Annotated in this window: 19 protein-coding genes; 11 read left to right on the top strand and 8 right to left on the bottom strand. The window is 67.3% G+C overall.

Annotated elements, in window-relative coordinates; genetic code table 11:
- The first annotated feature begins 124 nt into the window (after positions 1-124).
- Positions 125-739: a dTDP-4-dehydrorhamnose 3,5-epimerase family protein gene (locus ACPYN9_RS01855; protein WP_424463413.1), complete on the top strand. Its 615-nt coding sequence runs from the start codon at positions 125-127 to the stop codon at positions 737-739.
- A gap of 2 nt (positions 740-741) precedes the next feature.
- Entirely contained in the window at positions 742-1,602 is an 861-nt protein-coding gene (gene rfbA, locus ACPYN9_RS01850) for a glucose-1-phosphate thymidylyltransferase RfbA (RefSeq protein WP_424463411.1), read from the top strand.
- A gap of 74 nt (positions 1,603-1,676) precedes the next feature.
- Here rfbA and ACPYN9_RS01845 read toward each other — a convergent pair whose 3' ends face one another.
- The gene (locus tag ACPYN9_RS01845; protein ID WP_424463409.1) at positions 1,677-2,720 is read right to left on the bottom strand and encodes a glycosyltransferase family 2 protein; all 1,044 of its coding nucleotides are present in this window, start codon (positions 2,718-2,720) and stop codon (positions 1,677-1,679) included.
- A 92-nt stretch (positions 2,721-2,812) separates the two neighbouring features.
- On the opposite strand from ACPYN9_RS01845, the gene ACPYN9_RS01840 reads away from it, so the two are divergent.
- The 6 genes from ACPYN9_RS01840 to ACPYN9_RS01815 all read left to right on the top strand — a co-directional run bounded on the left by ACPYN9_RS01840 (position 2,813) and on the right by ACPYN9_RS01815 (position 12,511).
- Positions 2,813-4,522, top strand: coding sequence for a rhamnan synthesis F family protein (locus ACPYN9_RS01840; RefSeq protein ID WP_424463408.1), 1,710 nt, complete (start codon positions 2,813-2,815; stop codon positions 4,520-4,522).
- A gap of 84 nt (positions 4,523-4,606) precedes the next feature.
- Positions 4,607-5,239, top strand: coding sequence for a hypothetical protein (locus tag ACPYN9_RS01835; protein ID WP_424463406.1), 633 nt, complete (start codon positions 4,607-4,609; stop codon positions 5,237-5,239).
- 108 nt (positions 5,240-5,347) lie between these two features.
- On the top strand, positions 5,348-6,565 hold the full coding sequence (locus ACPYN9_RS01830) for an acyltransferase family protein (protein WP_424463405.1): 1,218 nt from the start codon (positions 5,348-5,350) through the stop codon (positions 6,563-6,565).
- Complete coding sequence (locus ACPYN9_RS01825) at positions 6,562-7,806, top strand: alginate O-acetyltransferase AlgX-related protein (protein ID WP_424463403.1); 1,245 nt, start codon at positions 6,562-6,564, stop codon at positions 7,804-7,806. The genes ACPYN9_RS01830 and ACPYN9_RS01825 overlap by 4 nt, the downstream gene beginning before the upstream one ends.
- A gap of 56 nt (positions 7,807-7,862) precedes the next feature.
- A complete protein-coding gene (locus ACPYN9_RS01820) occupies positions 7,863-8,927 on the top strand; it encodes an NAD-dependent epimerase/dehydratase family protein (protein WP_424463401.1) in 1,065 nt (354 codons plus the stop codon).
- 269 nt (positions 8,928-9,196) lie between these two features.
- Complete coding sequence (locus ACPYN9_RS01815) at positions 9,197-12,511, top strand: hypothetical protein (protein ID WP_424463399.1); 3,315 nt, start codon at positions 9,197-9,199, stop codon at positions 12,509-12,511.
- Between the two features lie 235 nt (positions 12,512-12,746).
- Here ACPYN9_RS01815 and ACPYN9_RS01810 read toward each other — a convergent pair whose 3' ends face one another.
- The 3 genes from ACPYN9_RS01810 to ACPYN9_RS01800 all read right to left on the bottom strand — a co-directional run bounded on the left by ACPYN9_RS01810 (position 12,747) and on the right by ACPYN9_RS01800 (position 16,820).
- The gene (locus tag ACPYN9_RS01810) at positions 12,747-13,949 is read right to left on the bottom strand and encodes an ABC transporter ATP-binding protein (protein ID WP_424463397.1); all 1,203 of its coding nucleotides are present in this window, start codon (positions 13,947-13,949) and stop codon (positions 12,747-12,749) included.
- Entirely contained in the window at positions 13,950-14,798 is an 849-nt protein-coding gene (locus ACPYN9_RS01805) for an ABC transporter permease (RefSeq protein WP_424463395.1), read from the bottom strand.
- A 144-nt stretch (positions 14,799-14,942) separates the two neighbouring features.
- The gene (locus tag ACPYN9_RS01800; protein WP_424463393.1) at positions 14,943-16,820 is read right to left on the bottom strand and encodes a rhamnan synthesis F family protein; all 1,878 of its coding nucleotides are present in this window, start codon (positions 16,818-16,820) and stop codon (positions 14,943-14,945) included.
- A gap of 84 nt (positions 16,821-16,904) precedes the next feature.
- On the opposite strand from ACPYN9_RS01800, the gene ACPYN9_RS01795 reads away from it, so the two are divergent.
- Positions 16,905-18,197, top strand: a complete 1,293-nt coding sequence (locus tag ACPYN9_RS01795) for a glycosyltransferase family 2 protein (protein WP_424463391.1) — start codon at positions 16,905-16,907, stop codon at positions 18,195-18,197.
- A gap of 73 nt (positions 18,198-18,270) precedes the next feature.
- Here ACPYN9_RS01795 and ACPYN9_RS01790 read toward each other — a convergent pair whose 3' ends face one another.
- The gene (locus ACPYN9_RS01790) at positions 18,271-19,128 is read right to left on the bottom strand and encodes an NAD-dependent epimerase/dehydratase family protein (RefSeq protein WP_424463390.1); all 858 of its coding nucleotides are present in this window, start codon (positions 19,126-19,128) and stop codon (positions 18,271-18,273) included.
- 148 nt (positions 19,129-19,276) lie between these two features.
- Between ACPYN9_RS01790 and ACPYN9_RS01785 the strand changes: the two genes are divergently transcribed.
- Complete coding sequence (locus ACPYN9_RS01785; RefSeq protein WP_424463388.1) at positions 19,277-20,659, top strand: hypothetical protein; 1,383 nt, start codon at positions 19,277-19,279, stop codon at positions 20,657-20,659.
- Positions 20,660-20,704: 45 nt separating this feature from the next.
- Here ACPYN9_RS01785 and ACPYN9_RS01780 read toward each other — a convergent pair whose 3' ends face one another.
- Both ACPYN9_RS01780 and ACPYN9_RS01775 read right to left on the bottom strand, forming a co-directional pair.
- Entirely contained in the window at positions 20,705-22,411 is a 1,707-nt protein-coding gene (locus ACPYN9_RS01780) for a rhamnan synthesis F family protein (protein ID WP_424463386.1), read from the bottom strand.
- Positions 22,408-22,710: a hypothetical protein gene (locus tag ACPYN9_RS01775; RefSeq protein WP_424463384.1), complete on the bottom strand. Its 303-nt coding sequence runs from the start codon at positions 22,708-22,710 to the stop codon at positions 22,408-22,410. The genes ACPYN9_RS01780 and ACPYN9_RS01775 overlap by 4 nt, the downstream gene beginning before the upstream one ends.
- An 80-nt stretch (positions 22,711-22,790) precedes the next feature.
- Between ACPYN9_RS01775 and ACPYN9_RS01770 the strand changes: the two genes are divergently transcribed.
- Positions 22,791-24,158, top strand: coding sequence for a hypothetical protein (locus tag ACPYN9_RS01770; RefSeq protein WP_424463382.1), 1,368 nt, complete (start codon positions 22,791-22,793; stop codon positions 24,156-24,158).
- A 4-nt stretch (positions 24,159-24,162) separates the two neighbouring features.
- On the opposite strand, the gene ACPYN9_RS01765 is transcribed toward ACPYN9_RS01770, so the two are convergent.
- Positions 24,163-25,635, bottom strand: coding sequence for an O-antigen ligase family protein (locus ACPYN9_RS01765; RefSeq protein WP_424463380.1), 1,473 nt, complete (start codon positions 25,633-25,635; stop codon positions 24,163-24,165).
- Between the last annotated feature and the right edge of the window lie 40 nt (positions 25,636-25,675).

Here is a 25,675-nt window from a genome sequence, read left to right as displayed (position 1 = left end):
GTAGGTGCCGCCTTCTGCGCGGCCCACTTCTGCGGAGACCCTCGCGGAGGGGCTCCGCCAGCCCTCAAGTATGGCCGAGTGGAGTCGGGAGCATTCGCTCGCGCCCCGCACTAGACTCCTCGGCATGGAGATTCGCGAACTCAGCATCCCAGACAGTTACGAGATCACGCCGAAGCAGTTCGGCGACGACCGTGGCGTGTTCCTGGAGTGGTACCGCTTCGACAAGCTCGCTGAAGCTGTCGGGCACTCGATCGACCTCAAGCAGGCGAACACCTCGGTGTCGACGCGCGGCGTCGTCCGTGGCATTCACTTCGCGGACATTCCGCCGAGCCAGTCCAAGTACGTCACCTGCACGCGTGGGGCCGTCCTCGACTTCGTGATCGACATCCGCACCGGCTCGCCGAAGTTCGGCGAGTGGGACTCGGTTCGCCTCGACGACGTCGACCGCAAGGCCATCTACCTGTCGGAGGGCCTCGGCCACGCGTTCGTGGCGCTGACCGACGACGCGACGGTCAGCTACCTCGTCACCGACACCTACCACGCAGAGCGTGAGCACGGCATCAACCCGCTCGACAAGGACGTCGACCTCCGCTTCCCTGAGGAGGCGGGCGAGCTGCTGCTTTCGCCGAAGGACACGGATGCTCCCTCGCTGGCCGAGGCGGCCGCATCCGGTCTCCTCCCCAGCTGGGAAGAGGCTCGTGCCTACTACGCGGAGCTCAACGCGAAGGCGGGTGCGTAGCCATGAAGGGCATCATCCTCGCTGGCGGCTCGGGTACGCGTCTGTGGCCGATCACCAAGGGCATCTCGAAGCAGCTCATGCCCATCTACGACAAGCCGATGATCTACTACCCGCTGTCGACGCTCATGATGGCCGACATCCGTGAAGTGCTGATCATCACGACGCCCGAGTACAACGACCAGTTCAAGGCGCTGCTGGGTGACGGCTCGCAGTTCGGGATGCGCATCGAGTACGCCGTGCAGCCGTCGCCGGATGGGCTCGCGCAGGCGTTCATCATCGGCGAGGAGTTCATCGGGGACGACTCGGTCGCGCTGGTGCTCGGCGACAACATCTTCCACGGCTCTGGCCTTGGCTCGTCGCTGCGTGGCAACAACGTGCTCGATGGCGGCCTGATCTTCGCGTACCACGTGTCGAACCCGGTCGCGTATGGCGTCGTGGAGTTCGACGAGAACAACAAGGCCGTGTCGATCGAGGAGAAGCCGGAGGTGCCGAAGTCGAACTACGCGGTGCCTGGTCTGTACTTCTATGACAACGACGTGGTCGAGATCGCGAAGAACGTGGAGCCCTCCGCGCGCGGGGAGCTCGAGATCTCGAGCATCAACTCGGCCTACCTCGCGGCGGGCAAGCTGCAGGTGCAGGTCCTCGACCGTGGCACGGCGTGGCTGGACACGGGCACGTTCGAGTCGATGATGCAGGCGAGCGAGTACGTGCGGGTCATCGAGGACCGCCAGGGCTTCAAGATCGGCTGCATCGAGGAGATCGCGTGGCGTGCCGGGTGGATCGACGACGCCCAGTTCGCTGAGCTCGCGAAGCCGCTCCAGAAGAGTGGCTACGGACGCTACATGCAGGGACTCCTCGCGTAGCGAGCCCCAGCACAGACGACGAAGGCCGTGACTCGATCGAGTCACGGCCTTCGTCGTCTGTGCTGTGACGCAGCTCAGTGCTCGTCGCGCTCTTTGAGCGATTGGAAGAGGTCGCGCGCGATGTCGTAGCTGCCGCGCGAGTAGGTGCGGTAGCGGCCGCGCAGCGTCCACCTGAGGATGCGGGGGACACGTCGGATGCGCGAGGTCGGGAGTTGGAGCCGCTGGCGTTCGTGGGCGACCTTGCGGCGGATGTGCGCTTCCTGCTCGGCGCTGCCCCCAAGCTCCGAGATGCGCTTGAGGAGCGCGACGGCGCGGCGGTAGCGGCGCAGCTGGTCCGCCGAGCCGTCCTTGGTGGCTTGGGCAACTTTGACGCGCAGGGTCGGCGCGGTCTGTCCGATCTGGTTGTCGTTGTGCTGCCGGTAGTCGATGAGGGGTGCTCGGACGACGCGGAGGCCTCCGACGAGCGCGGCGGTCGTGGCGAGCCACTCGTCGTGGATCCAGGGCTCGGGGGCGTTGCCTGCCCTGAAGACGAGGGATGCGCGCAGCAGCATGGTCGCGCCGGTCACGAAGTTGCGAGCGGTGAGGGCCTCGAGCTGTCGCCCGTTCTCGTAGTCGCGCCATTCTGCGTCGGTGATCTCGAGGGACTCGAGGAGCGTGCCGCCGATGGGCTCACCGTCTTCGTCGACGAGGAGTGCGTCGGAGTGGGCGAGCAGCGCGTCGTCGTCGCCGACGAGGGCCGCGAGAAGGCGCTCGATTTTTTTGGGGTGCCAGACGTCGTCCTGGTCGCTGGTGGCGAGGTACTCAGTGCGGGCTTCGCCGAGCGCAAACTCGAAGTTGCGGCTCACACGGAGGGGTTCGTCGCGGGTGTAGATGCGGAACGCTCGGTCTGACGCCTCGAGCACCCGGCGGGCGAGCTCGACCGTGCCGTCGGTCGAGGCGTCGTCGGAGACGATGACCTCGGCGACGGGGTGGCTCTGCGAGAGGATGCTTCGCAGCTGCTGCTCGAGGAACTTCTCGCCGTTGTGGGTGCAGACGACCGCGGTGACGGCGGCGTCTCCGAGCCGCGGCTCGCGGGCATCCTCTGGTCGGCGTTCGGCGACGAGTCGCGAAGCTGGCATCTGCTCTCCTGGGTCTGGTGCGCGTGGTGCTAGCTTGGCACGAGTCTGCACGCGCTCAGGGGAGGAGTCGGCCGCATCGGCTGCCCGCGACTATGAATCGACTTGTCATCTACCTGCTCTTCGACCGGGCCGGTCGCGCTGATTCCGGCGTGCTGCGAGCCTTGCAGGGGTTTCGCCCGCATGCGAGTGAGTTGCTCGTCGTCGTGAACGGCGCGGTGAGTGAGAGCTCGCGCGCGTCGCTCGAATCGGTGGCGGACTCGGTCTTCGAGCGCCCGAACGAGGGCTTCGACGTCGGCGGCTATCGGGCGGCGCTCGAGTTGGTCGGTGCCGAGCGGCTTGCGTCGTTTGACGAGGTCGTGCTCGCCAACTACACGTTCTTCGGGCCGGTCGGCGATTTCGCGGCGACCTTCGCGTGGGCGGAGGCGTCGTCTCACGACGTCTGGGGTGTCACTGAGCACGGCGAGCTCACCCCAGACCCGTACACGCGCCGGGGCACGCTGGCGCCGCACCTGCAGTCGCACTGGATCGCGGTCAGGAGGCGCGTGATCACCAGCGACGCCTGGAGCGAGTACTGGGCGTCGATGCCGCCCATCAGGTCCTACGACGATTCCGTTCGGCATCACGAGGCGCGCTTCTCGCCGTTCTTCGCCGAGCGCGGCTTCTCGGTCGGGGCGCAGTTCCCCGCGGGTATCTTCAGGGTCGGTGACGCCGTGGTGGCCAATGCGAGCCTCGAGGCGCCGCTGCTGTTGCTGGGGGCCGGTGCGCCCCTGGTGAAGCGGCGGGTCTTCTTCCACGACCCTGTCGAGCTCGACCACCGAGGGGTGTCGGCGAGAGATGTGGCGCTCGAGCTTGAGCGTCGAGCGTTTCCGGTCGACGTGCTGGTCGACGGCACCGCAAGGTTCGCGCCCAGCCGCGTGCTGGCCGCGGGGGTCGGGGCCGGGCCGCGTGTGCTGCGCCGCGCATCCACCGCCGTCACGCACGAGTGGGTTCGGGACGACGCGAGCGGCGACGAGTCGGCCACCATCTCCGGACTCCACGTGCGCATCGTCCGCGGCGACTTCTGGCGACGGCTGGCCGCCGGCGACGCACGAATCCTTGAGGCCGATCTTGTGCTCGTGGAGTCGGCAGGCGCCGACGCGTTGACGACGATGCCGGCGAGCACGGCCAGGCTCGCGCGTCAGCGCGGCAGACGCGTGATCTTTGAGCGGGCCGAGCCGCTGGTGTGGGAGTTCGCCGACCACCCAGCGCTGGGGATGCTCGTGCCCGTCGCGCCGCCGATCGGCACCGGGCTGCTTGCGGACGGCTGGCGGGGCGCCCGCGGACGGGCCACGGCTCTCGCCGCGTCGCTCGGGGTGGGTGCGCCGCTCGACGAGCACGGGCCGGTCGCGCCCTACTCCGGGTTCGCGGCGTATCGGGTGGATGCGTTGCGTCCGCTCGCGACGGCGCTCGCTGTCGCGGGCGGCGAGCAGCTCGAGGCACGTCATCCGGGCGGCGAGCTCTCCGGGCTGCTGGATCTGCTCGCGAGCCGGTTCGTGTTCGACGCGGGGTTCGCGGTCGCGGAGACTGAGACTGCCGACGGGCTCGCGAGCGACTACGCCCTCCTCGCCGCCAAGTACGAGGACCTCGTCGCGGGGTCCGGCGCAGACGTGCGTGCTCCGCACCGCGCGGCCCGTGCGCATCGGCCAGGCGGGAGCGCAGCCGTGCGCGTCGCCGCGTGGGTCTTCCGGCACGCGCCTGGACTTGAGGAGCCGCTCCGTCGGTTCGCCGCCGACGTGCGGGGGCTACTGGCTCGCATCCGCTGACCCCCGCGCTGACCGGGGTTCGCGGCGCGGCACCGGTCGGCGCGGAGCTGCGCCGGGTACCGTGTCTGCGACTGGAGGTGGCACATGAGCAACGGCGAGACGCCGCTCGGCGGGCAGTACGACCCCGACGAGCTGGAAGAGCTGGAGAGCCAGGCGGAGCGTCGCGGTACGGGGCGTGGCCTGGTCATCGGCCTCCTCATCGCCGCCGCCGTCGCAATCGCGGCGATCGTGTTCGTGCTCATGAACCCACTCGGGCAGCAGGCGCCGCCGGACAACACCGTGCCGGTGACGACGCTGCCGCAGGCGACCGAGGTCGCCGTGCCGGAAACACTGATCGTCACCGCGACGCCCGTGCCGACGGTCACGGTCACCGAGACCGCGACCGCCGAGCCGAGCGAGGCTCCGGAAGGCTCGGCCGTGCAGGTCTCGCTGAGCCGGGCCTACTGGGTTCCCGACCAGTCCATCATCTCCGCGGCTGCACTGATCGCGACCACCGAGCCTGGCGGAACCTGCACACTCGTGCTGCGGAACGGCCCGGAGACCTTCATCGCGACGTCAGCGGTCACCGGCCCGACCTCGGCAGACACCGGTGCCTCCAGTTGCATCGTCAACCTGCGCGACCCCGCCATCAAGGCGGGCGACTGGGAAGCCGTCATGCAGTACGAGGGGCCCGGCGGCAACGGCTTCAGCGAGCCGATGACGGTCACCGTCAGCTGATTCGGGGTCAGGAAATCGGGTGTGACCGCCCAAAAAGGTGATTCTGGCGCCTGTGTAGGATGGAGCGCCGCCTGCTTGCGGGCGATTGACTCCACGACCTAGGAAGCTATGCCGCTGACGCTCGACAAGGCCTTCGATCCCCGGGCCAACAGCATCGGGTTCCTCCGATGGCTGCTCGCCTTCGCGGTCATCTTCGCGCACGCAGGACCGCTCGCCGGATTCTACGGCGGGCACGACCTCGGCACGCAGATCTCCAGCGAGCAGTCCATCGGCGGGGTCGCCGTCGCCGGGTTCTTCTTCTTCTCCGGGTACCTGATCACCCAGAGCCGTCGCGGCAAGTCGACCATCTTCCGCTTCTTCTGGCGACGGGCGCTCCGCATCTTCCCGGCCTTCTGGCTCGCGCTGCTGACGACGGCCTTCATCCTCGCCCCCATCGCCTGGGTGCAGGAGACCGGCTCGATCGCCGGTTATTGGGACGCCGACACCGAGTCGCCCTTCACGTACTTCCTGAGCAACATGTGGCTCGAGCTCGGCCAGCGCAATATCGCGGGGATGGGCAGCTCGCTGCCGTTCGCCACGATCGGCGGATTCGACTGGAACGGCTCCGCGTGGACCCTCTTCTACGAGTTCCGCGCGTACATCATGGTCGGCCTCCTCGGCCTCTTCGGCGTCTTCTCGAACCGCATCGTCGGGGGCATCATCGCCTTCGGCATCATCGGCGTGAACTTCCTCACCTGGAGCGGCTGGGTCGAGATGACGTCGCTGAGCCCGTTCCTCACGAACCCCTTCTATCCGATGTTCTTCGCCCCGTTCGCGTTCGGCATGCTGTTCGCCCTGTTCGGTGACAAGATCCCGATCGACGATCGCCTCGCAGTCCTCGCGCTCGGCATCGCTGGCTTCGCCTACGCCTTCGGGGGCTGGAACATGTGGGGGCAGTACGGCCTCATGTACTTCCTGATGTGGTTCGCCATCCGCACCCCGCGCCTCAATAACTGGGAGAAGTACGGCGACCTCTCGTACGGGATCTACATCTTCGGGTGGCCGCTCATGCAGTTCGGCGCCTACTTCGGCCTGCAGAACGCCGGGTGGTTCGTGTACCACCTGGTCATCGCGATCGCTGCCCACATCTGCGCGTACCTCTCATGGCACCTCATCGAGAGCCCGGCCATGAGTCTCAAGAACTGGACGCCACGATGGCTCGCCTGGCTGCTCGAGCGCGGCACGCCGTATGTCGACGCGGTGAAGCGACGGATCGTCAACCCGGCGTACTCGTCGTCCAACTTCGCGGCGCGTCTCCGCGCCGGGCGAGTGGAGACGAGCCGATGACCGCGGTTGGACCGAGCGGCCTCCGGCCCGACAGCGGGTTCGAAGAGCCCGCGTCGAAGAGCGGACGCCGTACCTGGGCGCAGCGCTGGCACCGCGTGCGGTTGATCCCGCTGATCATCCTGCTGATCGCTGCCATCATCGCGACGATCGTCGGCTATCAGACCAGGCACGCCAGCGCCATGGAGGAGTTCATTCCACCTGAGGAGGCTCCCGAGTCCGAGACTGCGCGTCTTCCCGCGGCGGCGTGCCAGCCCGGACTCGTTGACCCAGTCACCGGGTCACCCTGGACTGGCGACGAGCGCGCGGCGAGCGAGGAGATCTGGAGCGAGCACATCGGGACGGATCCGGACGCCCAGCTGTTCGTCCCCGGTGAGGACGGCTGGGTCTTCTGGGGGGACACGCAGGCCAACAACTTCTCGCAGGCGCTCGGGCGCGGTTTCCTCAGCGACGACGAGAGCGAGGAGTGGGCCGAATACTTCCGGACGATCGACGAGGGGCTCAGCGCGCAGGGCATCGACTTCGTCATCCAGGTCGTGCCAGCCGACTGGTCGATCTACCCGCAGCAGCTGCCCGAGTGGGCGCAGGAGCTTCGCGGTCCCACGGCGCTCGACTACCTGATCAACGCGCATCCCGATCTCCCGATCGTCGACGCGCGCCAGGATCTCCGTGCCGCGTCCGCGGACGGTGCCGTCTACGCGCCCGGCAACAGCCACTGGTCGCCGTACGGAGCGGCGATCGGCTGGCAGCGCCTGGCGGCGTGCCTCGGCGCGGTCGACGAGAAGTACCAGGCGCTGGCGCCACTCGAGTACTCGAGCATCGGCGACATGCCAGTCATCAGCGAGTTCGAGGCCTACGGCTTCCCGACAACCGAGACCGGTTGGGGAACGCCGGTGCTCGACCAGGCGCCGCCGAAGATGCAGGCGACGCTCAACGACGGCAGCGTGCTGGATGCGGATGCGAGCAAGGGGCTGGACATGCTCCAGCTGCCGGCAACCACGACGACCCAGGGGGCCCAGTCCGAGCTGCGCGCGCTGATCGTGCGCGACAGCCAGGGCAACAGCGCGGGGCCGACGTGGCAGACCGGGTTCGCCGAGACCAAGCAGGTCACGAGCAACCTCGGAAGTGCGACCGAGCAGATTCCCGACGTTCTCGCCGAGGCGGCCGCCTACCAACCGGACCTCGTGATCTTCGAGATGACCGAGCGGTACCTCAACTGGATACCGGCGCTTCCGGCCAAATGACTCTCGCCTGAGGCAGCGCTTCGCCAGCTTCGGGCCGATCCCAAAGGAGCAACGCCATGACGACCTGTCTGATCACCGGGGGAGCCGGGTTCATCGGAACCGCCCTCTCGCACCGCCTGCCTGACCACTTCGATCGTGTTGTCGCCTACGACAACCTGCACCCGCAGATTCACCCGTCGCCGGAGCGGCCAGCTGATCTCGATGACCGTGTCGAGTTCGTGCGGGGCGACGTCACCTCGGCCTCGGAGTGGGACGCGCTCCTGGCAGACGTCGCCCCGGACGTGATCGTGCACCTCGCGGCTGAGACGGGAACCGGGCAGTCGCTGCTCGAGGCGACTCGTCACGCGAGCGTCAACGTGGTTGGCACGACGGAGATGCTCGACGCGCTCGTCCGTGCGGAGCAGCTGCCCCGGAAGATCGTGCTGACGTCGAGCCGCGCGGTCTACGGAGAAGGTGCCTGGGTCGACGCCGAGGGTCAGGTGAGCTACCCGGGACAGCGCTCCGCGGCGATGCTCGAGCGCGGCGAATGGGATTTCCCGGGACTCTCCGCGCTGCCGTTCGTCTCGTCCGAGGTGACGCCGTCGCCGACCAGCGTCTACGGGGCCACGAAGCTGGCGCAGGAGCACATCCTGCGTTCGTGGTGCCTGTCCCTCGGGGTGACCGACGTGATCTTCCGTCTCCAGAACGTCTACGGTCCCGGTCAGTCCCTCATCAACCCGTACACCGGTATCGTGTCGTTCTTCTCGCAGGAGGCGAAGGCTGGCCGTGTCATCCCGGTGTACGAGGACGGTCAGATCATCAGGGACTTCGTCTACATCGACGACGTGGCGGACGCGCTCGTCCGCGGTGTCCTCGACTCCGGCTCGACGCCGCACCCCTACGACATCGGGTCGGGTGAGGGCACGTCGATCCTTCGTCTCGCTGAGCTCATCGCCGCGCACCACGGCGCCCCGGCGCCGCAGATCAATGGCAAGTTCCGGAACGGGGATGTGCGGCATGCGTCCTGCGAGGTCGATGCGTCGAGGGATGCGCTGGCCTGGGAGCCCAAGGTCATGGTGGCTGAGGGAGTCCGCCTGCTCTGTGACTGGATCGACGACCAGCGAGCGTCGACGCTGAAGTAGGGCCATATACGGCACAAGTCGGCAATTCCCCGGATTTCTTTGCTCGGGCGTGTCGCCACGATCGCGGGCCCTCAGTGGCCCGCGATCGTTGTCGTTCCGGGCCTCGCAGACGCTTCCTGGTCACGCGTGTTGTTTATGTGACTGATGTGAAAGCTGGGGCGAGTGTGGAGTTCCGTGGCGCATGTATGCATACTTGGAAACTGCTGAGCCTTCTCGGTGTACTCCGTGGATGCCTGGTGGCCCCCAGTCGACCGACGCGTTGGGAACTCATGTTTCGCCGTACCCTTGCCATTTTCGCTACCGCCGCGGTAGCAGCCTCAGGGCTGCTCGGCCTGCAGCTCATCGCCTCGAACCCCAGCTCCGGCGGCATTGAAGCCGCCTCCGCAGCCGATGCGAGCGCGTTCGACCCGGGCAATCTCGTCAGCGATGAGAACTTCTACAACGGCACGGCGATGTCCGCTGCCGAGGTGCAGCAGTTCCTCGTCTCTCGTAACGGCTCGTCCTCGCCGACGGCGTTGCGCAACTACACCCAGGCGACCCCCTCGATGCCTGCGACGCAGTACTGCTCCGCCTATTCGGGCGCGGGCGGCGGCGAGTCCGCGGCTGACATCATCGCCAAGGTGGGCCAGGCCTGCAACTTCAGCCAAAAGGCCATGCTTGTCCTCCTCGAGAAGGAGCAGAGCCTCGTCTCGATGTCCAACCCGAGCCTCGGTCGGCTCGCGGCGGCGACCGGATTCGGCTGCCCCGACACCGCACCCTGCGACCAGAGCTACGGCGGCTTCTTCTACCAGGTCTACAACGCGGCGCGGCAGTTCCAGAACTACAAGGCGAACCCGTACAGCTTCAACCACATCCCGTTCGCCACGAACAACGTGCTGTACAACCCGAACTTCTCGTGCGGCTCCTCCGCGGTGTACATCTCGAACTACGCCACGGCGGGTCTCTACAACTACACGCCGTACCAGCCCAACCAGGCTGCGCTGAACAACATGTACGGCGAGGGCGACGGATGCTCCGCGTACGGCAACCGCAACTTCTGGAGCATGTACACCGACTGGTTCGGCGACCCCAAGGGCGCCGTCAGCGTGCCGTGGCTCGTGCAGGCCGAGGGGTCCTCGCAGGTCTACTTCCTCTCAGAGGACGTCCGCTACCCGGTCACGGCCTCCAAGGTCGCCGACTTCGCGTACGCGCTTGGCGCGGTGTCCACGGTTCCGGCCTCCACCCTGGACGCGTACGCGACCGGCGCGGCGGTCGGCGAGATCCTTGTCGGACCGGACAACAAGCCCTACTACATCGACGACGGTGTCTTCCGGAAGGTTCGCAACTGGGCGGTGGCCGCCGACTTCGGCTACCAGCAGGGCGCAGACCTCGCGAAGATCACCCAGGAGCAGCTCGAGAAGTTCAAGGACGGCGGGGCGCTCGAGAAGTTCGTGAAGAACACGAGCGGCCAGATATTCCTCATCGAAGATTCGACGAAGCGCGAGGTGGCAGATCTCGCTGAGCTCGGAACGCAGCCTGGCTTCTACATCGGCTTCACGGAGCTGAAGGACGACAAGATCGACTTCCTCAGTGACGGTGAGCCGCTGCTCACCGCGGGTGCGATCGTCCAGAAGCTCGACGGCTCCGGCAAGGTCGTGCTCGACGACGCCCTGACCGCCCACGCGGTCCCGGCCGCGTTCGCCGAGTTCAGCGCCTTCAAGGCGACCGGAAAGTTCGGGCCCGCCTACGACAAGCTCTCGCAGGGCGACGCCCTCTCGGCGGAGCCGCTCGTGACCGACGGAGCAGCGACCTACGTGCACACCGACGGCGGCCTGCTGCGGGTCCCGGCGTCGACCTACGGTGCGTCGAAGTTCGTCTCGCTCCCGGCCGGCATCGTCGATGTCCTCGGTAAGAACGGCTCCGTCACCGGCGCCCACTTCGTGCAGGAGAACGGCTCGGACACGATCAACCTCGTGGTCGGTGGCGAGCGCGTCGAGTTCTCGTCCAAGAGCGACGCTGAGGCAGAAGCCACGAAGCGCGGCATCTCGAGCACCATCTACACGGTGCCGAAGGGCACGCTCGATGGCATCGACACCGGGAATGGCATCACGAACGGCGCGCTCATCAAGAGCCCGAACAGCGACACGCTGTACGTGCTCGACGGTGCGCACCTCACGAAGGTGGCCAGTAGCGACCTCGCTGAGGCTTACGGATTCGGCTCCAGCCCCTACGTCATCACGCAGGCCTCCTTCGACCGCATCCCGATCAGGGACACGGCGATTGAGACCAACCAGTTCCGCTGTGGTGACGACGCGTACGTGGCGACCGAGGGAGAGGCACACAAGCTGACGCCCGAGCTCGAGGCGGCGTACGGCATCGAGTTCCCGGAGATCTCGGCGCAGCTCTGCGGCGTCGTGCCGAACGCTGGCAAGGAGATGACGCAGTTCATCAAGGACGACAGCGGCAAGATGTACCTCGTGCGGGATGGTGAGAAGCAGCACATCACCTCGCCCAAGCTGGTCGTCGATCTTGGTGCCGTCGACAATGTGATCTCGGTTCCCACCGCCTTCGCCGACCAGATCAAGACCGGCGCGCAGCTCACCGAGGTCCCGGCTGGCTGGGGCGAGGAGCCCACCGCGACTCCGACGGCGTCGCCGACCGCGACGGCCTCTCCGACGCCCACGGCCACGACCGAGCCCACGGCAACGGCGGAGCCCACCGCGACCGTCGAGCCCACGGCGACGCCGACGGCCAGCGCAACGCCTGAGCCCACCAACCCGGCGCTGGAGCCCACGCCGACGTCATCCGGCGCCCCGGGTACCCCGGAGCCGACGCCGACGGCAGCGCCGGAGCCTGCTGTCCCGGTCACCGCGGGTGAGGTCATCACCAACCGAGCGGGAACAGGGACGTGGATCGTGAACGGGGACGAGCTGCTCCAGGTCGGTTCTCCGGAGGTTGCAGCGCAGCTCGGCCTCGACATCGACAACCCGCGCAGCGTCCCAGACGCCAACTTCACGGAGTTCGGCGAGAACACCGCGCCGCTGTACACCTCGGCGGTCATCGTGGGAGGCGTCTCGTACATCGGCGTCGACGGAGAGCTTGTGCCCTTCGAGACGCCCGAGTACGCGGCCACCTTCGGTCTGGACTTCGCGCTCATCTCGCCTGAGGTCGGTGCCGGTCTGACCGTCTCGGCCACTGCGGAGCCCATCACCGATCGGGTCTTCGGCCCGGACGGAACGCTCTACGTCGTGAAGGACGGCGTGCTGCACCCGGTCGACCCCTCGCTCGCGACGCCAGTCGTGACCGAAACGGCGACGAGCGCACCGACGGAGACAGCCGCCCCGGAGGCGACGGAGACGCCCGAGGAAGCGCCGCTCTCGACGGCTCGCCCCGATGCCACTGAGGCTGCCGACGAGACCGCGGAGTCGAGCGAGACGGCAACGCCGACGGAGCCGACGGAGACGCCTGCTCAGACGGAGGACGCGGAGCCCGAGGTCACGGAGCAGCCCGAGGCCGAGCCGACGACGACGCCAGAGCCGACCACCTTCCGGCTCTCACGTGAGCTGTTCTCCACCTTCCGTATCGGGGATCCGGTCGCTGGCTAACCGCGGCTGACCGACCACAGAGACCCCCGCCAGGGCGAGCATCGCTCCCTCTGGCGGGGGTCTCTGGCGTTTGAAGGACGATCAGGCGCAACGGATGCGGTGCCTGCGTCGGCCGCGAGGGCTCGTCGTTGCACCCGCGAGGGCTCGGCGTGCCAACCGCGAGGATCCGGCCCATGAACCGCACACGCCGAGGGCGCCCGCTCGCGCGGGGGCCCTCGGCGTGGATGCTGCTCGTCTACTGGCCGGGAAGCTTCGCGACGATGCGAGCATCCATCGCGAGCACGCCCTCGAGCGCAAACGGGGTGCCGGCGTGCACGCCGAAGCGGAACGACCCGGTGAGGCTGTCGACGGGCGTCGACGACTCGTCCCGCCACACCTCGGCGTTGACGACGTACTCGCCCGGAGCGAGTGCCAGGCGGTCGAGGTGGAAGTCCATGCTGCCCTGGCCCACCTGCACCGAGTCGGGCTGCCACCCGAGCTGCTTGCAGGACGTGCTCCAGATGCGGACACCTTCGAGGGTCTCGATCGCGATCTTGAAGTTGGGGCGGTCGACGGGGCGACGTGCCTCGAAGTTCAGGCGGATCGTCGGCGACTCGCCGGTCCGGATCTCGTTGTCGACGGCACCGCCCTCGCTGACGAGCTCGATCGTGTCGATGTAGAGCTCACCGCTGCCGTGGCGCTGGCCGCCGCCCTCGATGATCTCCGTGACGTTGCCCGAGTCGCGGTACTTGTCGACGATGGCCGTCGCGGGGCCAACCTCCTGCAGCACTCCGTACTCGAGCCACGCGGCCCGGTCGCAGAACTCACGCATGCCCTCGAGGCCGTGCGAGACGACAACGACGGTGCGCCCGCTCGCCTTGAAGTCGGCGAACTTCTCGCGGCACTTGGCCTGGAAGTCCATGTCACCGACGGCCAACACCTCGTCGACCAGCAGCACGTCGGGCTCCGTGTGGATGGACACCGCGAAACCGAGGCGCACGTACATGCCGCTCGAGTAGTTCTTGACGGGCTGGTCGATGAACTTCTCGATACCGGAGAAGTCGACGATGGAGTCGAAGCGGCTGTCGATCTGCTGCTTCGACATACCGAGGATCGACCCGTTGAGGTAGACGTTCTCCCGGCCCGTGAGCTCGGGGTGGAAGCCGGAGCCGACCTCGAGCATTGCGGCGATACGACCGCGGGTCGTGATGGTGCCGGCGTTGGGGGTCAGAATGCCGGCGATGCACTTCAGCAGTGTCGACTTTCCGGAGCCGTTGCGCCCGAGCAGGCCGAACGTGCCGCCCTCGGGGACCTCGAACGTCACGTCGTCGAGGGCCTTGAACTCCTCGTACTTCGCGCGCCCGCCCTTGAGTACGGTGGCCTTCAGCGACTGGTTGCGGTCGTGGTAGATGCGGAACGTCTTCGAGACGCCGGTGACGTCGACTGCCGTGCCTGCCATTTAGAGCTCCTCCACGATGTTCTTCGAGAACCTGTTGAAGACGAGGATTCCGATGATGAGCACCGCCACCGCCCATCCGCCGATGTAGAGCCAGTTCTCGAGTGGCGGCACCTGGTAGTCGTAGACGATGTTCCTGATCGACTCGAGCATGCGCTGCGTCGGGTTGAGCTGGAAGAGGAAGACGAGTGGCCACGGCTCTCCGAAGAGCAGTGAACCCTGCTCTGTGAGGTCGTCCTGGGCCTGCTGGACGAGCTGCAGCGGGAACATGACGCCGGAGGCGTAGAGCCAGAGCTGCGTGAGGATGCCCCAGAGGTGCTCGATGTCGCGGAAGTAGACCACGACGACCGACAGGATGAGCGCGAGCCCGAGCACGAACATGATGATGAGCGCGATCAGCGGGATCATGAGCGGCAGGTACGCGAGCACCATGGGTCCGCCGATGAAGCACATGATGACGGTGATCACCGAGATCTCGATGACGTAGGTCCACGCGTTCGCGAGGATGCGCGAGAGCGGCAGTACCCAGCGGGGGAAGTAGACCTTGCGCAGCAGGTCGGCGCTCGAGAGGAGTGAGCCCATGCCGCCGTTGACGGAGTTGGAGATGAAGCCCCAGCTCACAACGCCGATGCCGATCCACAGCGGGAAGAAATGGACTCCGGAGTTCTCGCCGGGAGGCGCGGAGATCTGGAAGAGCAGCCCGAAGACCAGCGAGAACGTCGCGATCTGCGCGAGCGGGTTGATGAGCGACCAGATGCGCCCGAGCGCTGTGCGCTTGTACTCCGACCTGATCTCACGGAGTGTGAGATTGACCAGGAGATTGAACGTGAGACCCCGGGACTGGGACCGCACAGAGACAGGCTTAGACATTGTCCTCCGCACACCTTGTGACGCTGGCCCCACGCAGGGGCCGCCCAAGACTAACACCAGGCCTTCGCGCCGCCTTGGAGCCTCGCGCGGCGGTCACCGAGGGGCGCGCCCGAGGGGTGGAGCGGCTCAGCGGCCCGCCCGGAAGTTGCGGTACGCGGCCCGCGACCGGCTGTAGACGGGGCGCAGCGCGTTCGCGAGCCCGGGTGTGCGACTGAGCACGAGTCCCTTCGCGCGCCCGAGCGGCGACTCGGCCTGCGAGGCGATGTAGCGGCGTACCAGTTCGACCTGCTCGCGGAACAGCCCTGGCAGGCCGGCGGTGATCTCCTGCACCTTGTACTCGAGGAGCGTGTGCGAGATCGCCGCGTTGTGCGTCGTGAGCACGGTCCGCACGTGGAATCCTTCGCTGATCGCGGAGTAACCCAGGAGTCGTTCGAGCACGTGGGGCAGGCCGCCGTCGGCGTACTGCCCTTCGTCCGGGAAGTCCTCCCAGGCGAAGCCCGCCTGCACCAGGGGGCGCAGCGCCTCGGGACGCGCGATGAACATCGATCCGAGCGGCGCGAGCGGGCTGGTCTCGTCGAACTCGACGCGCATCCCGAGCTTCGCGGCGAGCGCCTTCGCTGGCTCGAGGTTCGCGAACCAGGCGCGGCCGAGCGTCGGGAAGCCCATGTGGATCATTGGTGGGAAGACCATGCCGAGCGTGGAGTGGTCGACGAACAGGCGCAGCAGGTTCGTCGTGTACCCGGGGGAGTTGAGGAGGTTCTGGAACAGGTGCTCCTTGAAGTGTCGCCCCGAGTTGAAGCCGTTCTGCGGGCTCTTCTTCGAGTGGAGCTTCACGACGATGTCGTAGCGCCCTGACTCGAGCACGTCCTTGCAGCTGAGCAGGAACGCCGAGATGTCGCGGCCGCGGTTCGAGGCGACGACGCGCACGTCGTCGCCGTGGCGTCCGAGCTCGACGAGCCGCTCTTGGATGGCCCGCTGCTTGTCGGCGTTCGCGGTGGTCACGACGAGGTCGTAGCCGCCGGGGATCGTGTTGGCGAGGTCGACGATCTCGTCGATCATCTCCTCGTAGAAGACGTGCGCGATCACGACGACGCGGAGCTCGCTCGGATCAGCGCCGCCGAGGTCGATGTCAGGCATGATCTCGAGGAGCGCCGCGTTGGTGTTCAGGATGCGCGGCTTCGCTGTCGTGCCGATGTCCTGCCACAGCAGGTCGACGGGGTACTGCTTCTCCTCGAGCTGCTCGAGCACGCGCCGTCCGATGATGGCGAGTTCGTCCAGGTAGATGGGGTCGTGGAAGAAGAACCGGCGCTTGACGATCGGGCAGCCGTCGGCAATGAGCACGTCGGCGAGGTTGAAGATGGGATGCTGATCGCCGTAGTGCGCGGAGGAGTACGCGACCCATGACGAGAAGCCGGCCGACTCGAAGTGGTGCGTGAAGCGCGCCTCGTGGAGCATGACCGAGTCGTCGTAGGAGTCGATGCGCGGCATGTCGTCCCAGTAGGAACGCCACGCGTCCGAGGTGAACATGTTGCGGCGGACGCCGATCCAGTGCGATTGGATGTGGCGGTGCATGACCCCGGTCATGGTGATGGGGTTGGGAACGACCGCCGCATGGTCGGTGATGCCCCAGAAGTCGACTGCCTTCGCGTCGGCTTCCTCGAGCAGCGGCGCGAACGAGCCGATGGGGCCATAGAAGGTGTAGTTGGCGAGGATGAGCTCGTCGTAGTCGAGGAGGCGGTCGGCGCCGAACTCGCGGAGCGCATCCCGGTACGCCCAGACGTCGTAGCCGATGTTCTCGCGCTCCCACACGGTGTCGGCGACGGCTTCGAGGCGGCGACGGGAGTCTGTCGTGAGCGGAGAGTTGGAGACGACGAAGATGTGCTCGGCGTGGGCGCGAAGCTCGCGGAGGCAATGCTCGACGTAGCCGCCGACGTGTCCCTGCTTGTCGTAGACGAGGAAAAATACCACTCGACGCATGCGGTTGGCGTCCTTTGCTCTGCTCACGGCGACCCTGGATGGAGTCGGTCGGGGTCAGGCGCCGGTGGGCGCCCGCCGATGCCCCATGCTACAGCGGGGTAGCCTTGGCCCATGAAAATCGTCATGACCATGATGGTTCGCGACGAGGCCGACATCATCGCGGCCGTCGTGGAGCACTCGCTCGCTCAGGGCATCGACCACCTCATCGTGACCGACAACGCGTCGGTCGACGGGACCCGCGAGATCCTCGAGGACTACGAGGCCAAGGGAGTCATGACGCTCCTGCACGATCCGGAGCACAAGAAGCAGCAGGCGCAGGTCGTGACGCGCATGGCGCGGTCCGCGTACGCCGAGCATGGTGCCGACTGGGTCATCAACGGCGACGCCGACGAGTTCGTGTTCGCGCGCGAGCGCGCCCTGACCGTGCGTCAGGCGCTCGAGCAGTACGACACGGCGATCACGACCTTCCGTGTCCCGGTCGTGAACATGGTCGGGTCGTTCGGCCGCGAGGGCAGTGGCCTCGCCCGCCTCATTTTCCGCGACGAGCGCTCTGTTGAAGCGCTGAACCGCGCAGGCGTCTTCGCGCATCCCACCCCCAATGCGATCCACGTGGGCTCGGACGAGGTCGAGGTCGCGCACGGCAACCACTTCGTCTCCCTCGAGCAGCAGGGCGACGTGCCTGAGGGCTTCGAACTTGAGGTGCTTCATGTTCCGTGGCGCTCCTGGTCGCAGTTCGAGCGCAAGACGGTGGCCATGGCCCTCGGCTTCGAAGCGAACCCAGGGCTGCGCCCGAGCGCGAACCATCACGGGATGCGCGACTGGCGACGCTACAAGGCTGGCGTCCTTGAGGACTTCTTCGCGCTGCGCATGCCGACGACTTCCGAGCTGGCGTCAGGCGGCTATGTCGAGGACACCTCGATCGTGGATGCCCTGCGCACGATCGGCGACAAAGCCGTCGTTCCCGACCGGTTGTCTGCGGTGCTCGACGACGATGATGATGAGGTCTACAGCGACGAGCAGCTGCTGCGCCTCCGCGAGCGGGCCGCGCTCTTCCAGAAGTACGACGACGTCGCCCACGAGGAGGTTCGCCTGCTCCGTGAGGAGGTCGACGAGCGGAACACGACGCTCTACCAGCGGGAACTCGACCTGGCTGGGCTCCGAACCGGCTACAACGAACTCGGTCAGCGCGAGGCCGAGGCGCAGACGAAGCTCTTCGAGCTGCAGCTACGCGAGGACCGTACCGCGGCCGCGGAGCACAGCGCGGCGGATGCGCGTGCACAGGCCGCCCGCCTTGGCGCTGAGCTGCAGGCAGCTCGACAGCAGCTCCAGTCGGTCGAGCGGATGCCGTCTGTCCGCCTTGAGCGCAAAGCCCGCAGTGCGGCTAAAGCGGTGCTGAAGCGCTGAGCTTCGCGACATCGCGAGAGGGGCACGCCGTCGTTCGACAGCGTGCCCCTCTCGCGTGGTGCCGGCGTTCGGGTCAGTCCCTGGCGCGGTCCGCCATCAGCGACTGGATCGCAGTCGCATCGCCGTAGACCTCTTTTGAGTCGTACGGACGGTCAGGGAAGGCCCCGTACTGCAGCGCGATCTCGAGGTCGTTCTCGGTGATGAAGCGCTCGACGTGCTCTCCGAGGGAAACCGGGACGCCGGAGCCGACGTTGATGACGCCGCGCAGCTCGTCCTGGAGCGCCACCGCAGCGATCTGCCTGCCGAGCTCTTCGACGTGAATGAAGTCGAACTTCGCCTTGCCCGACGTGAAGGGGAACTCGGCCTTGCCCGCATCCGCAGCTTCGAGGAGCTTCGTGAAGATCGACTGGTTGTTTCGGTCGTCGCCGTAGATGTAGTACGCGCGAAGCCACTGCAGCGTCACCTTGTCGTCGAAGGTGAGGAACGACGACTTGCGAAGCGCGTCCTTGGCGATGCCGTACAGGGAGAGCGGGTTCGTGGGTGTCTCTGCCGTGATCGCGCCCTCGTGTCGGCCGACCTCGTGCATGGTGCCGAGCACTGCGAGGCGCTTGACGCCGGCCTCCACGGCTGCGTTCAGGAACGTGAAGTGCTCGGAGAGCTTTGTCATGTGCACGGGGGAGTTGTGGGCGAAGCCCGCTTCCCAGGCGAGGTGGATGACGGCGGTCGGGGCCGGTTCGAGGATGCTCGAGTAGTCGGCGCCGTTGCGGAGCAGGTCGAGCTCGACGATCGTCGCGCCCGGGTTGACCTTGGCGGCACCACCGGGGCGGACGACGGCGACGACGTCGGCGTTCTCGGCGAGCAGGGCGTTGACGACGTGGCGCCCGATGTAGCCCCCAGCGCCGGTCACCAGCACCCGTTGGCGTTCTGTCATGACGTTCCTTTCGACAAGGCCCTCACTCTAACGGAGCACGGAATCCGGTCTCCGAGGCCAGCGGGGCAGCACACGTTCCGTGCCATGATGTTTGCTGCGGTGGACGAGGCGGCGCAGGACGCGCGGCCGCTGGCAAAAGAGGAGACGCATGACGAGGACGACACCCAGTGCGGTCAGGCCGACTCCCACAGCTCGACGGCTTCCGGACTGGATGCGGCGCGACTGGGTCTGGGTCAGCGTGGCGTTCCTCGTCGTCACCACGTGGACGTGGCTGCGCATCCCTCTTCCGGACCACGACGTGGTCTGGGCTGAGGATGGGGTCATCTTCCTCAAGGAGCAGATCGAGCGAGGCACGCTCGGCACGCTGTTCCACCCCTACGCCGGCTACCAGCATTTCCTTCCGCGGCTGTTCAGCGCCGGCGTCGTCGAGCTGGTGCCGCTTGAGTTGTACAACCGAGCTGTCTTCACGGTCTGCGTCGTCTTCGCCGGGCTGACGGCGGCCGCCACCTATCGACTGACGCGGGGCATCATCCGCTGGATCCCCGCCAGGTTCTTCATGTCGCTTATCCCGGTGGCGGTGCCGCTGCTCAGCCTGGAGATCATCGGCAACTTCGCTGACCTGCACACGTACTGCCTCTGGCTCGCTGCCTGGGTTGCGCTGTCGAAGCCCGCGAGCAAGGTCGAGGGGGTGCTCTGGGGCCTCGTCGCGCTGGTCGCGTGCCTCACCGAGGTGCAGGCGCTGCTCATTGTGCCCATCGTCGTCATCCGACTCCTCTGGGACCGGAGCATCCCGACGATCGCCATCGCTGCGGGCACGCTCATCGGCGTGGGCACGCAGATGTACTCCTGGCTCACCACGCCGCGTCCCATCAAGGAGGGCGTCGACATCTCGATCCCGGACGTTGTCGTCGGGTGGCTCGTCAACGCGGTGCTGCCCATCTGGAACGGGCACCGGGAGACGAACTCAATCCTCTTGGCCGAACACGGATGGAAGGTGCTCGCGCTCGCCGTTCTCCCCTTCGCCGTCGCGGCGCTCGTGGCACTCATCCTGGACAAGGGCTATCAGCGGTTCGCGCTGTGCAGCCTGCTCTTCATCTCGGCGGCCTCCTTCGGGGGCTCGCTGCTCGTGAACCCCCACGAGTCGTTCCAGTACGCCCGCTTCGTCGGGCCGGAGTGGTTCCTGGTGCCGATCGACCTCCGCTACGGCGCGGCCGCAGCGCTCTTTGTGCTCGTCACGCTGCCGTTCGCCGCGTCTTCGCTGGTTACCCGGTTCAGCCCGCGCTTCCCGGTGATCTCCCGAATCGTGGTGCTGACGGTCTCGACCGTCGTCTTGGCGTACATCGCGATCCAGGGTCCGGAGGTCGCCTCCGCGAAGACAATGGCGAAGCCTTGGAGCGAACAGGTCGCCGCAGCCGTGGTGGCGTGTGAGGCTAACCCGGAGTCGGCGTACACGTTCGAGAGCGCACCTGGGATCAGGTACTTCGACCTCGCCTGCGCCGACGTCCTGGAGCGCGCGACCCCGACGCCGTAACCGCGCCCGCCCGGCTGAGGCGCACGTCGCCTCAGCCGATCACGATCAGCGGAGCGACTCGATGCGCGTGATGAGGGTGGATGCGCGGGAGCCGCCGCTCGGCCCGACGGCGCGGTTGATGCGGCGCAGCAGGTCGAAGGTCATCGACAGGAGGTAGGTCGCGAGCTTCGGGGTCACGGCGACTCGCGGCACGTAGCCGGCGGTCTGCACTGCGAGGGCGACGAGCTTCTGCCAGTCGCGGGTGCTGAGTTGCACGAGGCTCCCGTACGGGGCCGCTGCCACGGCCGCACCCAGGGCGCGCACCGCATCCGTTCGCACGACGACTGTGCCGCCTGAGCCCTGCAACGGGGCTGTCCGGCGCGAGTAGGGCACTGCGATGCCGAGCATGGCGGCTATGGCTTCGAAGGCTGGGGTCGTGTGCTCCCATTCACGCCCGAGCTCGCCGAAGTGCTCGCCGTGGAGGAGCGGGGCGGCCACGAGCAGCCCGAGCTCGGGTGAGCGCGTGAACTGCGTGACGGCGGCGGAAGGGTCGGGGAGCCCGAAGGTCTCGGCCCCGAAGTCACGGGCGTCGATCAGGTCGGCGAGGCGACCGCTCTGGTGGAAGGCGTCGGGTCCGAGCAGGAGCGTGACGTCCTGCGTGATCGTGCTGGCGGCTTCCGACCAGTGGGCGGCGACCTCGACGGCCTTCGCGCCGGCGTCGCGGATCAGTGCCTCCGCGTCGTGGAGCCGCGTGCGCGTGCCGGGAACGACGATGGAGCTGGCGCCAGCGATGTGCCGCGCACGCGCGAGTCGCTCCTCGAAACCTGCGCCGGTGGGCACGACCACGGCGAAGTCGGCGCTCGTCTCGGCGACCGGCTCGAGCATCACCCAATCGTGCAAGGTCGTGAACTGCGCGTACTGGTCCATGCTGCGCTGCATGTGGCGGCGGAGCTGGTCCATGTCGAAGCGTCCGGACGATTCCAGGAACGAGTAGAGGCGGGTCGCATTGAACCCGGTGATCTCCTCCATCGTCGACGGGATGCCGGCGAAGAGTGTCTTGCGCTTGAAGAACGGGCAGTTGCGTTCTTCGATGAGCTCGACGGGGTAGGTGTTGAGCGGGTAGAGCGTGTACGGCTCGAGGTCGCTCGTGTCGACGTAGGCCTCCCACGCGAAGCCCAGGCGGTCGAAGAACCAGGTGAACTTCGCCTCGTGTTTGGCGACGGCGTGCGAGTAGTCGGGGATCGGCGGCAGGTCGTCCCAGTAGTCCTGGAAGGGCTCCGACTGGAACATGGAGCGGCGGACCGCGATGAAATGCGACTGGATGTGTACCGGCAGGGTCGGGGTCTCGAGCACGCCGAAGGGGTCGAACGGGGCGGCGTGGTGCACCGTGACGCCCCAGAAGTCGAGGTCCTTGGCATCCATCGTGTCGAACATGAGCGCCAGGTCTGCCACCGGGCCGACGATCGTGAAGTTGAACATGACGAACTCGTCGTACTCGGCGAGCCCCTCCCAGCCGATCGAGTCGATGGCGGTCTTGTACGCCCAGGAGTCGAATCCCTCGTTGGGGCGCACGATGAGGTCGGTGTCGGGGCGTGCGGTGAAGAGCGCTCGCCCGGCGTCGTCGAGCGCTCCGTTGACCACGACGATGACGTGGTCGAGGTGCGCCTGCATGCCGTCGAGCAGCGTGGTGACGTAGTCGTCGACCACGCCCTGCTCGTCAAAGAAGAAGAAGATCCCGAGGCGCCTCGGGGCCTTGAGGTCGCTCAGCTTCACTTGATGCCACCCAGGATGCGTCGCGGCACGGCGAGCAGGCGGGTCGGCAGGGTACGCACGATCGAGGGCAGACGGCGGATGAGGTTCCGCACCCGCTGGAGCGTCGTCGGTCGGATGTTGAGGTGGTAGTGCGCGTCATCGAGGGAGTTCTGCAACGCGAGGATCCGTGCCTTGAGCTTGGCGTTCTCTGCCTTCTCGTCAGCGCGTTCGCGGGCGAGCTCATCGAGGCGTTCGCGGAGCTCTTCGACCTCGGTGGCGAGTTCGGCGGAGCTTCGTGGTTCGGGTGCGCTGCTTGGCATGGCCCCGAGCATATCGCCGGGAGCACTTGCGCTCGTGTCCCTCGCCGCGGTGCGTTCGCGCCGGCGACTAGCATCGACGAATGCGAAGTCGCGAGGTCGGTTCCGAGTCGGAACCCTGGCGACTCTCCAGAGCGAGGGAATCGGGGTGGATCGCCGGACTCTTCATCGTGGCGCTCGGTCTTGCGTGGCTCAGGGTTCCGGCGGGGGGCCATGGGGTGCTATGGGCTGAGGACGGCGACACGTTCCTCCGCGAGCACATCGAGCTGGGGAGCGCGGCGACGCTCTTTCACCCGTATGCGGGCTACCAGCACTTCCTCCCGCGGGTGTTCACGATCGTCGCTGCGGAGTCGGTGCCGCTCGACAACTTCGGGGTCGCGGTCTCGCTCCTCAGTCTCGTCGCGGTCGCTGCGGTGTGCGCGGGCACGTTCCGCCTTGCTCGGGGGATCATCACCTGGCTACCTGCACGAGTCGCGGTGTCGCTGGTGCCCGTCTTGGTCCCGCTCATCAGCAGGGAGGTGCTCGGCGATCTCGCCAACCTGCACACCTATTGCCTGTGGCTCGTCGTCTGGATCTTCCTGGCGAGGGGTGAGCGTTCCGCGCGCGAAGACCTGCTGTGGGCCGGGGTGGTCCTCGTCTGCTTCCTGACCGAAGTGCAGGCGATCGTCGCGCTGCCGGTGCTTCTGCTCCGGCTGTGCTGGGATCGGAGCCGGGGAGTGTGGCTGCTGCTGTTCGGTGCGCTTCTCGGGGCCGTTCCGCAGGTGCTCACCTGGTTGCTCGCGCCGAGGCCGGTCTTCAACGCGCCGCACGGCCCGATCTCCATCCCCGATGTGGTCGTCGGCTGGGGTGCGACCGCGATTCTCCCGGTCTGGAGCGGTGACACGGCTGCTAACTCGGAGCTCCTCGCTCGCGACGGCATCGGCCTGCTGCTCGCCGCCGTCGTGCCCTTCGCGCTCGCGGTCGGTCTGGTTCTGGCTGTCGGGACTCGCCATCACCGGTCCTCGCTCGCAGCGCTGCTGCTGGTGTCGGCGGCGGCCTTCGGCGGGGCCCTGCTCGTGAATCCGCTCACGATCTTCCAGTACGCGAGGCTCGAGGGCGCCGACTGGCTGCTGGCGCAGGTCGACGTTCGCTATGGCGCCGCGGCAGCGATCTTCGCGCTCGCGTGCTTCCCATTCGCAGCGTCGGCGATCGTCGAGCGCTGGGGTGCACGTGCGCCGCGCGCGGCTCGCGTCGTGGCGGGCGCGGTCCTCGTCGTTGTCGGCGCGGCCGTCGCGGTGCAGTGGGGTGCAGTGCCGAACGATCGACTCGCGGCCGAACCTTGGGATGCTCAGTACCGGGTCGCGGTCGCCGAGTGCTCAGCCGAGCCCGCGGGCGAGCGTGTGTTCGCGGTCGCTCCAGGCAAGACGTTCACCTTGTCGTGCGCCGACCTGCTCCGCGTCGCGGGTACGTGAGGCTTCAGAGCCCTTCGAGCTTGTTCCGCTCGATAATCGGCAGCGGGCCGGTCTTGGTCGAGATGGTGCGTCTCGGCAGCGCCGGGAGGTCCTGGATGCGCAGCTTCGAGTAGATCGCGAGGTAGCAGAGGAGGAGCCAGTTGCCTTCGACGAGCAGCCGCGACTCGGTGAGTGACTGCACGGTGAGCGCGACCATGAGCAGGAACGCCAGCATGGCGGTCGGGGGGAAGTCCCGCGGTCCGCTCGCGTCGGTCTGCGGCCGGTCGACGGCGAGCCACCAGGTGCGGATGAGGGTCGACAGCACGATGCCGACGAAGAAGAAGGCGCCGATCAGCCCGGTCTGCATCCACACGTCGAGGTAGGCGTTGTGCGCCTGCAGGAAGTGGACGCCGTCGACGACGAGGAGCCCCTTAAACGGCTCGACCCATGGCGCCCAGTAGCTGATCCAGCCCATGCCGGCGAGCCAGTGCTCGCTGCCGAGGCGGCCGACTTCCGCCCAGATGTCGCCGCGTCCCGACATGTCGCTCGAGCGGTTGATGAGGCCGAAGAGCTGCGTGTTGAACTGCAGCACGATCCAGCCCACAACGAGCATGACGGCGAAGACCGCGCCGTACATGCCCCAGCGCTGCGCGTTGCTGAGGGGCCTCGCGATGAAGACGAGCGCGACGGCGAGGAGCACGATCGCGCAGCCGACGAAGACCGTCGCCGACTTGCAGAGCAGGATGGTGACGAGGCCGAGCACGATCCAGGTGGCGGCTGGCCAGCGCTTGAGCTGCTTGGCGTACCACTGCACTGCGACGGCGATGACGCAGAGCAGCGCGACCATCGCGAGCAGGTTGCGGTTGCCGAGGATGCCCTGGATCGCGCTGCCGGCGAAGATGTGCCCCTGGCTCCAGAGGAAGGCCGCCGGGACGGTCTCTGCGGTCGCCCCAGGAATGCCGCTGATTCGTTCGAGCTCGCCGGGGATGAGCATGGCGAGGGGCAGTACCCCGGCGGGGAAGAAGATGGCGACGAGGACTTCGAACGCGAGCGAGAGCCCGAGGATCCAGCGCATGGCCGCGCTGAAGGCCCGCAGGAACTGCGGCTTGGTGAGCGAGACCGCGAGCGCGAGCGCGACGATGGCGGTGACGAGCTGGATGCCGAAGCCGAGCAGCGACTCGGGTCGGTACGCCGACCAGACGATCGAGAGCGCGCACCAGGCGACAAAGGCGAGGAGCGCGGAGGGCAGGTGCATGATCTTCGGCAGCGGCTTCTTGCTGGCCAGGAGCCAGATGGAGGCACCGACGATGAGCGCAGCGATGACGCCGAAGCCGTACCAGGTCAGCAGGTTCCGCCAGAAGTCTCCGGCGAAGGCCGTGAAGAACGTGAAGGTCGCGAAGGCAGTGAGGCCGGGGCTACCCGGTACCCGAGCCGCGAATCGGCGCCAGGGGGCGCGTTCCGTCGCGGCGGTGTCTACTGGGTATCGGGTGGAGCTCACCGGCCCATTGTCGCTCACCGGGAGACGCCCCGGGTCCTCG

It is taken from the genome of Pseudoclavibacter helvolus (assembly GCF_049707175.1).
Lineage (GTDB): Bacteria > Actinomycetota > Actinomycetes > Actinomycetales > Microbacteriaceae > Pseudoclavibacter > Pseudoclavibacter helvolus_A.
The sequence above is the reverse complement of the archived record's forward strand: the minus strand, read 5'-3'. Positions and strand labels throughout refer to the sequence as shown.

Coding starts and splice junctions, on each gene's coding strand:
- ACPYN9_RS01775 (WP_424463384.1), bottom strand. CDS start 22,710: ATGCCAAGCAGCGCACCCGAACCACGAAGCTCCGCCGAACTCGCCACC.
- ACPYN9_RS01790 (WP_424463390.1), bottom strand. CDS start 19,128: ATGACAGAACGCCAACGGGTGCTGGTGACCGGCGCTGGGGGCTACATC.
- ACPYN9_RS01815 (WP_424463399.1), top strand. CDS start 9,197: ATGTTTCGCCGTACCCTTGCCATTTTCGCTACCGCCGCGGTAGCAGCC.
- rfbA (WP_424463411.1), top strand. CDS start 742: ATGAAGGGCATCATCCTCGCTGGCGGCTCGGGTACGCGTCTGTGGCCG.
- ACPYN9_RS01830 (WP_424463405.1), top strand. CDS start 5,348: ATGCCGCTGACGCTCGACAAGGCCTTCGATCCCCGGGCCAACAGCATC.
- ACPYN9_RS01820 (WP_424463401.1), top strand. CDS start 7,863: ATGACGACCTGTCTGATCACCGGGGGAGCCGGGTTCATCGGAACCGCC.
- ACPYN9_RS01795 (WP_424463391.1), top strand. CDS start 16,905: ATGAAAATCGTCATGACCATGATGGTTCGCGACGAGGCCGACATCATC.
- ACPYN9_RS01785 (WP_424463388.1), top strand. CDS start 19,277: ATGACGAGGACGACACCCAGTGCGGTCAGGCCGACTCCCACAGCTCGA.
- ACPYN9_RS01810 (WP_424463397.1), bottom strand. CDS start 13,949: ATGGCAGGCACGGCAGTCGACGTCACCGGCGTCTCGAAGACGTTCCGC.
- ACPYN9_RS01845 (WP_424463409.1), bottom strand. CDS start 2,720: ATGCCAGCTTCGCGACTCGTCGCCGAACGCCGACCAGAGGATGCCCGC.
- ACPYN9_RS01825 (WP_424463403.1), top strand. CDS start 6,562: ATGACCGCGGTTGGACCGAGCGGCCTCCGGCCCGACAGCGGGTTCGAA.
- ACPYN9_RS01835 (WP_424463406.1), top strand. CDS start 4,607: ATGAGCAACGGCGAGACGCCGCTCGGCGGGCAGTACGACCCCGACGAG.
- ACPYN9_RS01770 (WP_424463382.1), top strand. CDS start 22,791: ATGCGAAGTCGCGAGGTCGGTTCCGAGTCGGAACCCTGGCGACTCTCC.
- ACPYN9_RS01855 (WP_424463413.1), top strand. CDS start 125: ATGGAGATTCGCGAACTCAGCATCCCAGACAGTTACGAGATCACGCCG.
- ACPYN9_RS01840 (WP_424463408.1), top strand. CDS start 2,813: ATGAATCGACTTGTCATCTACCTGCTCTTCGACCGGGCCGGTCGCGCT.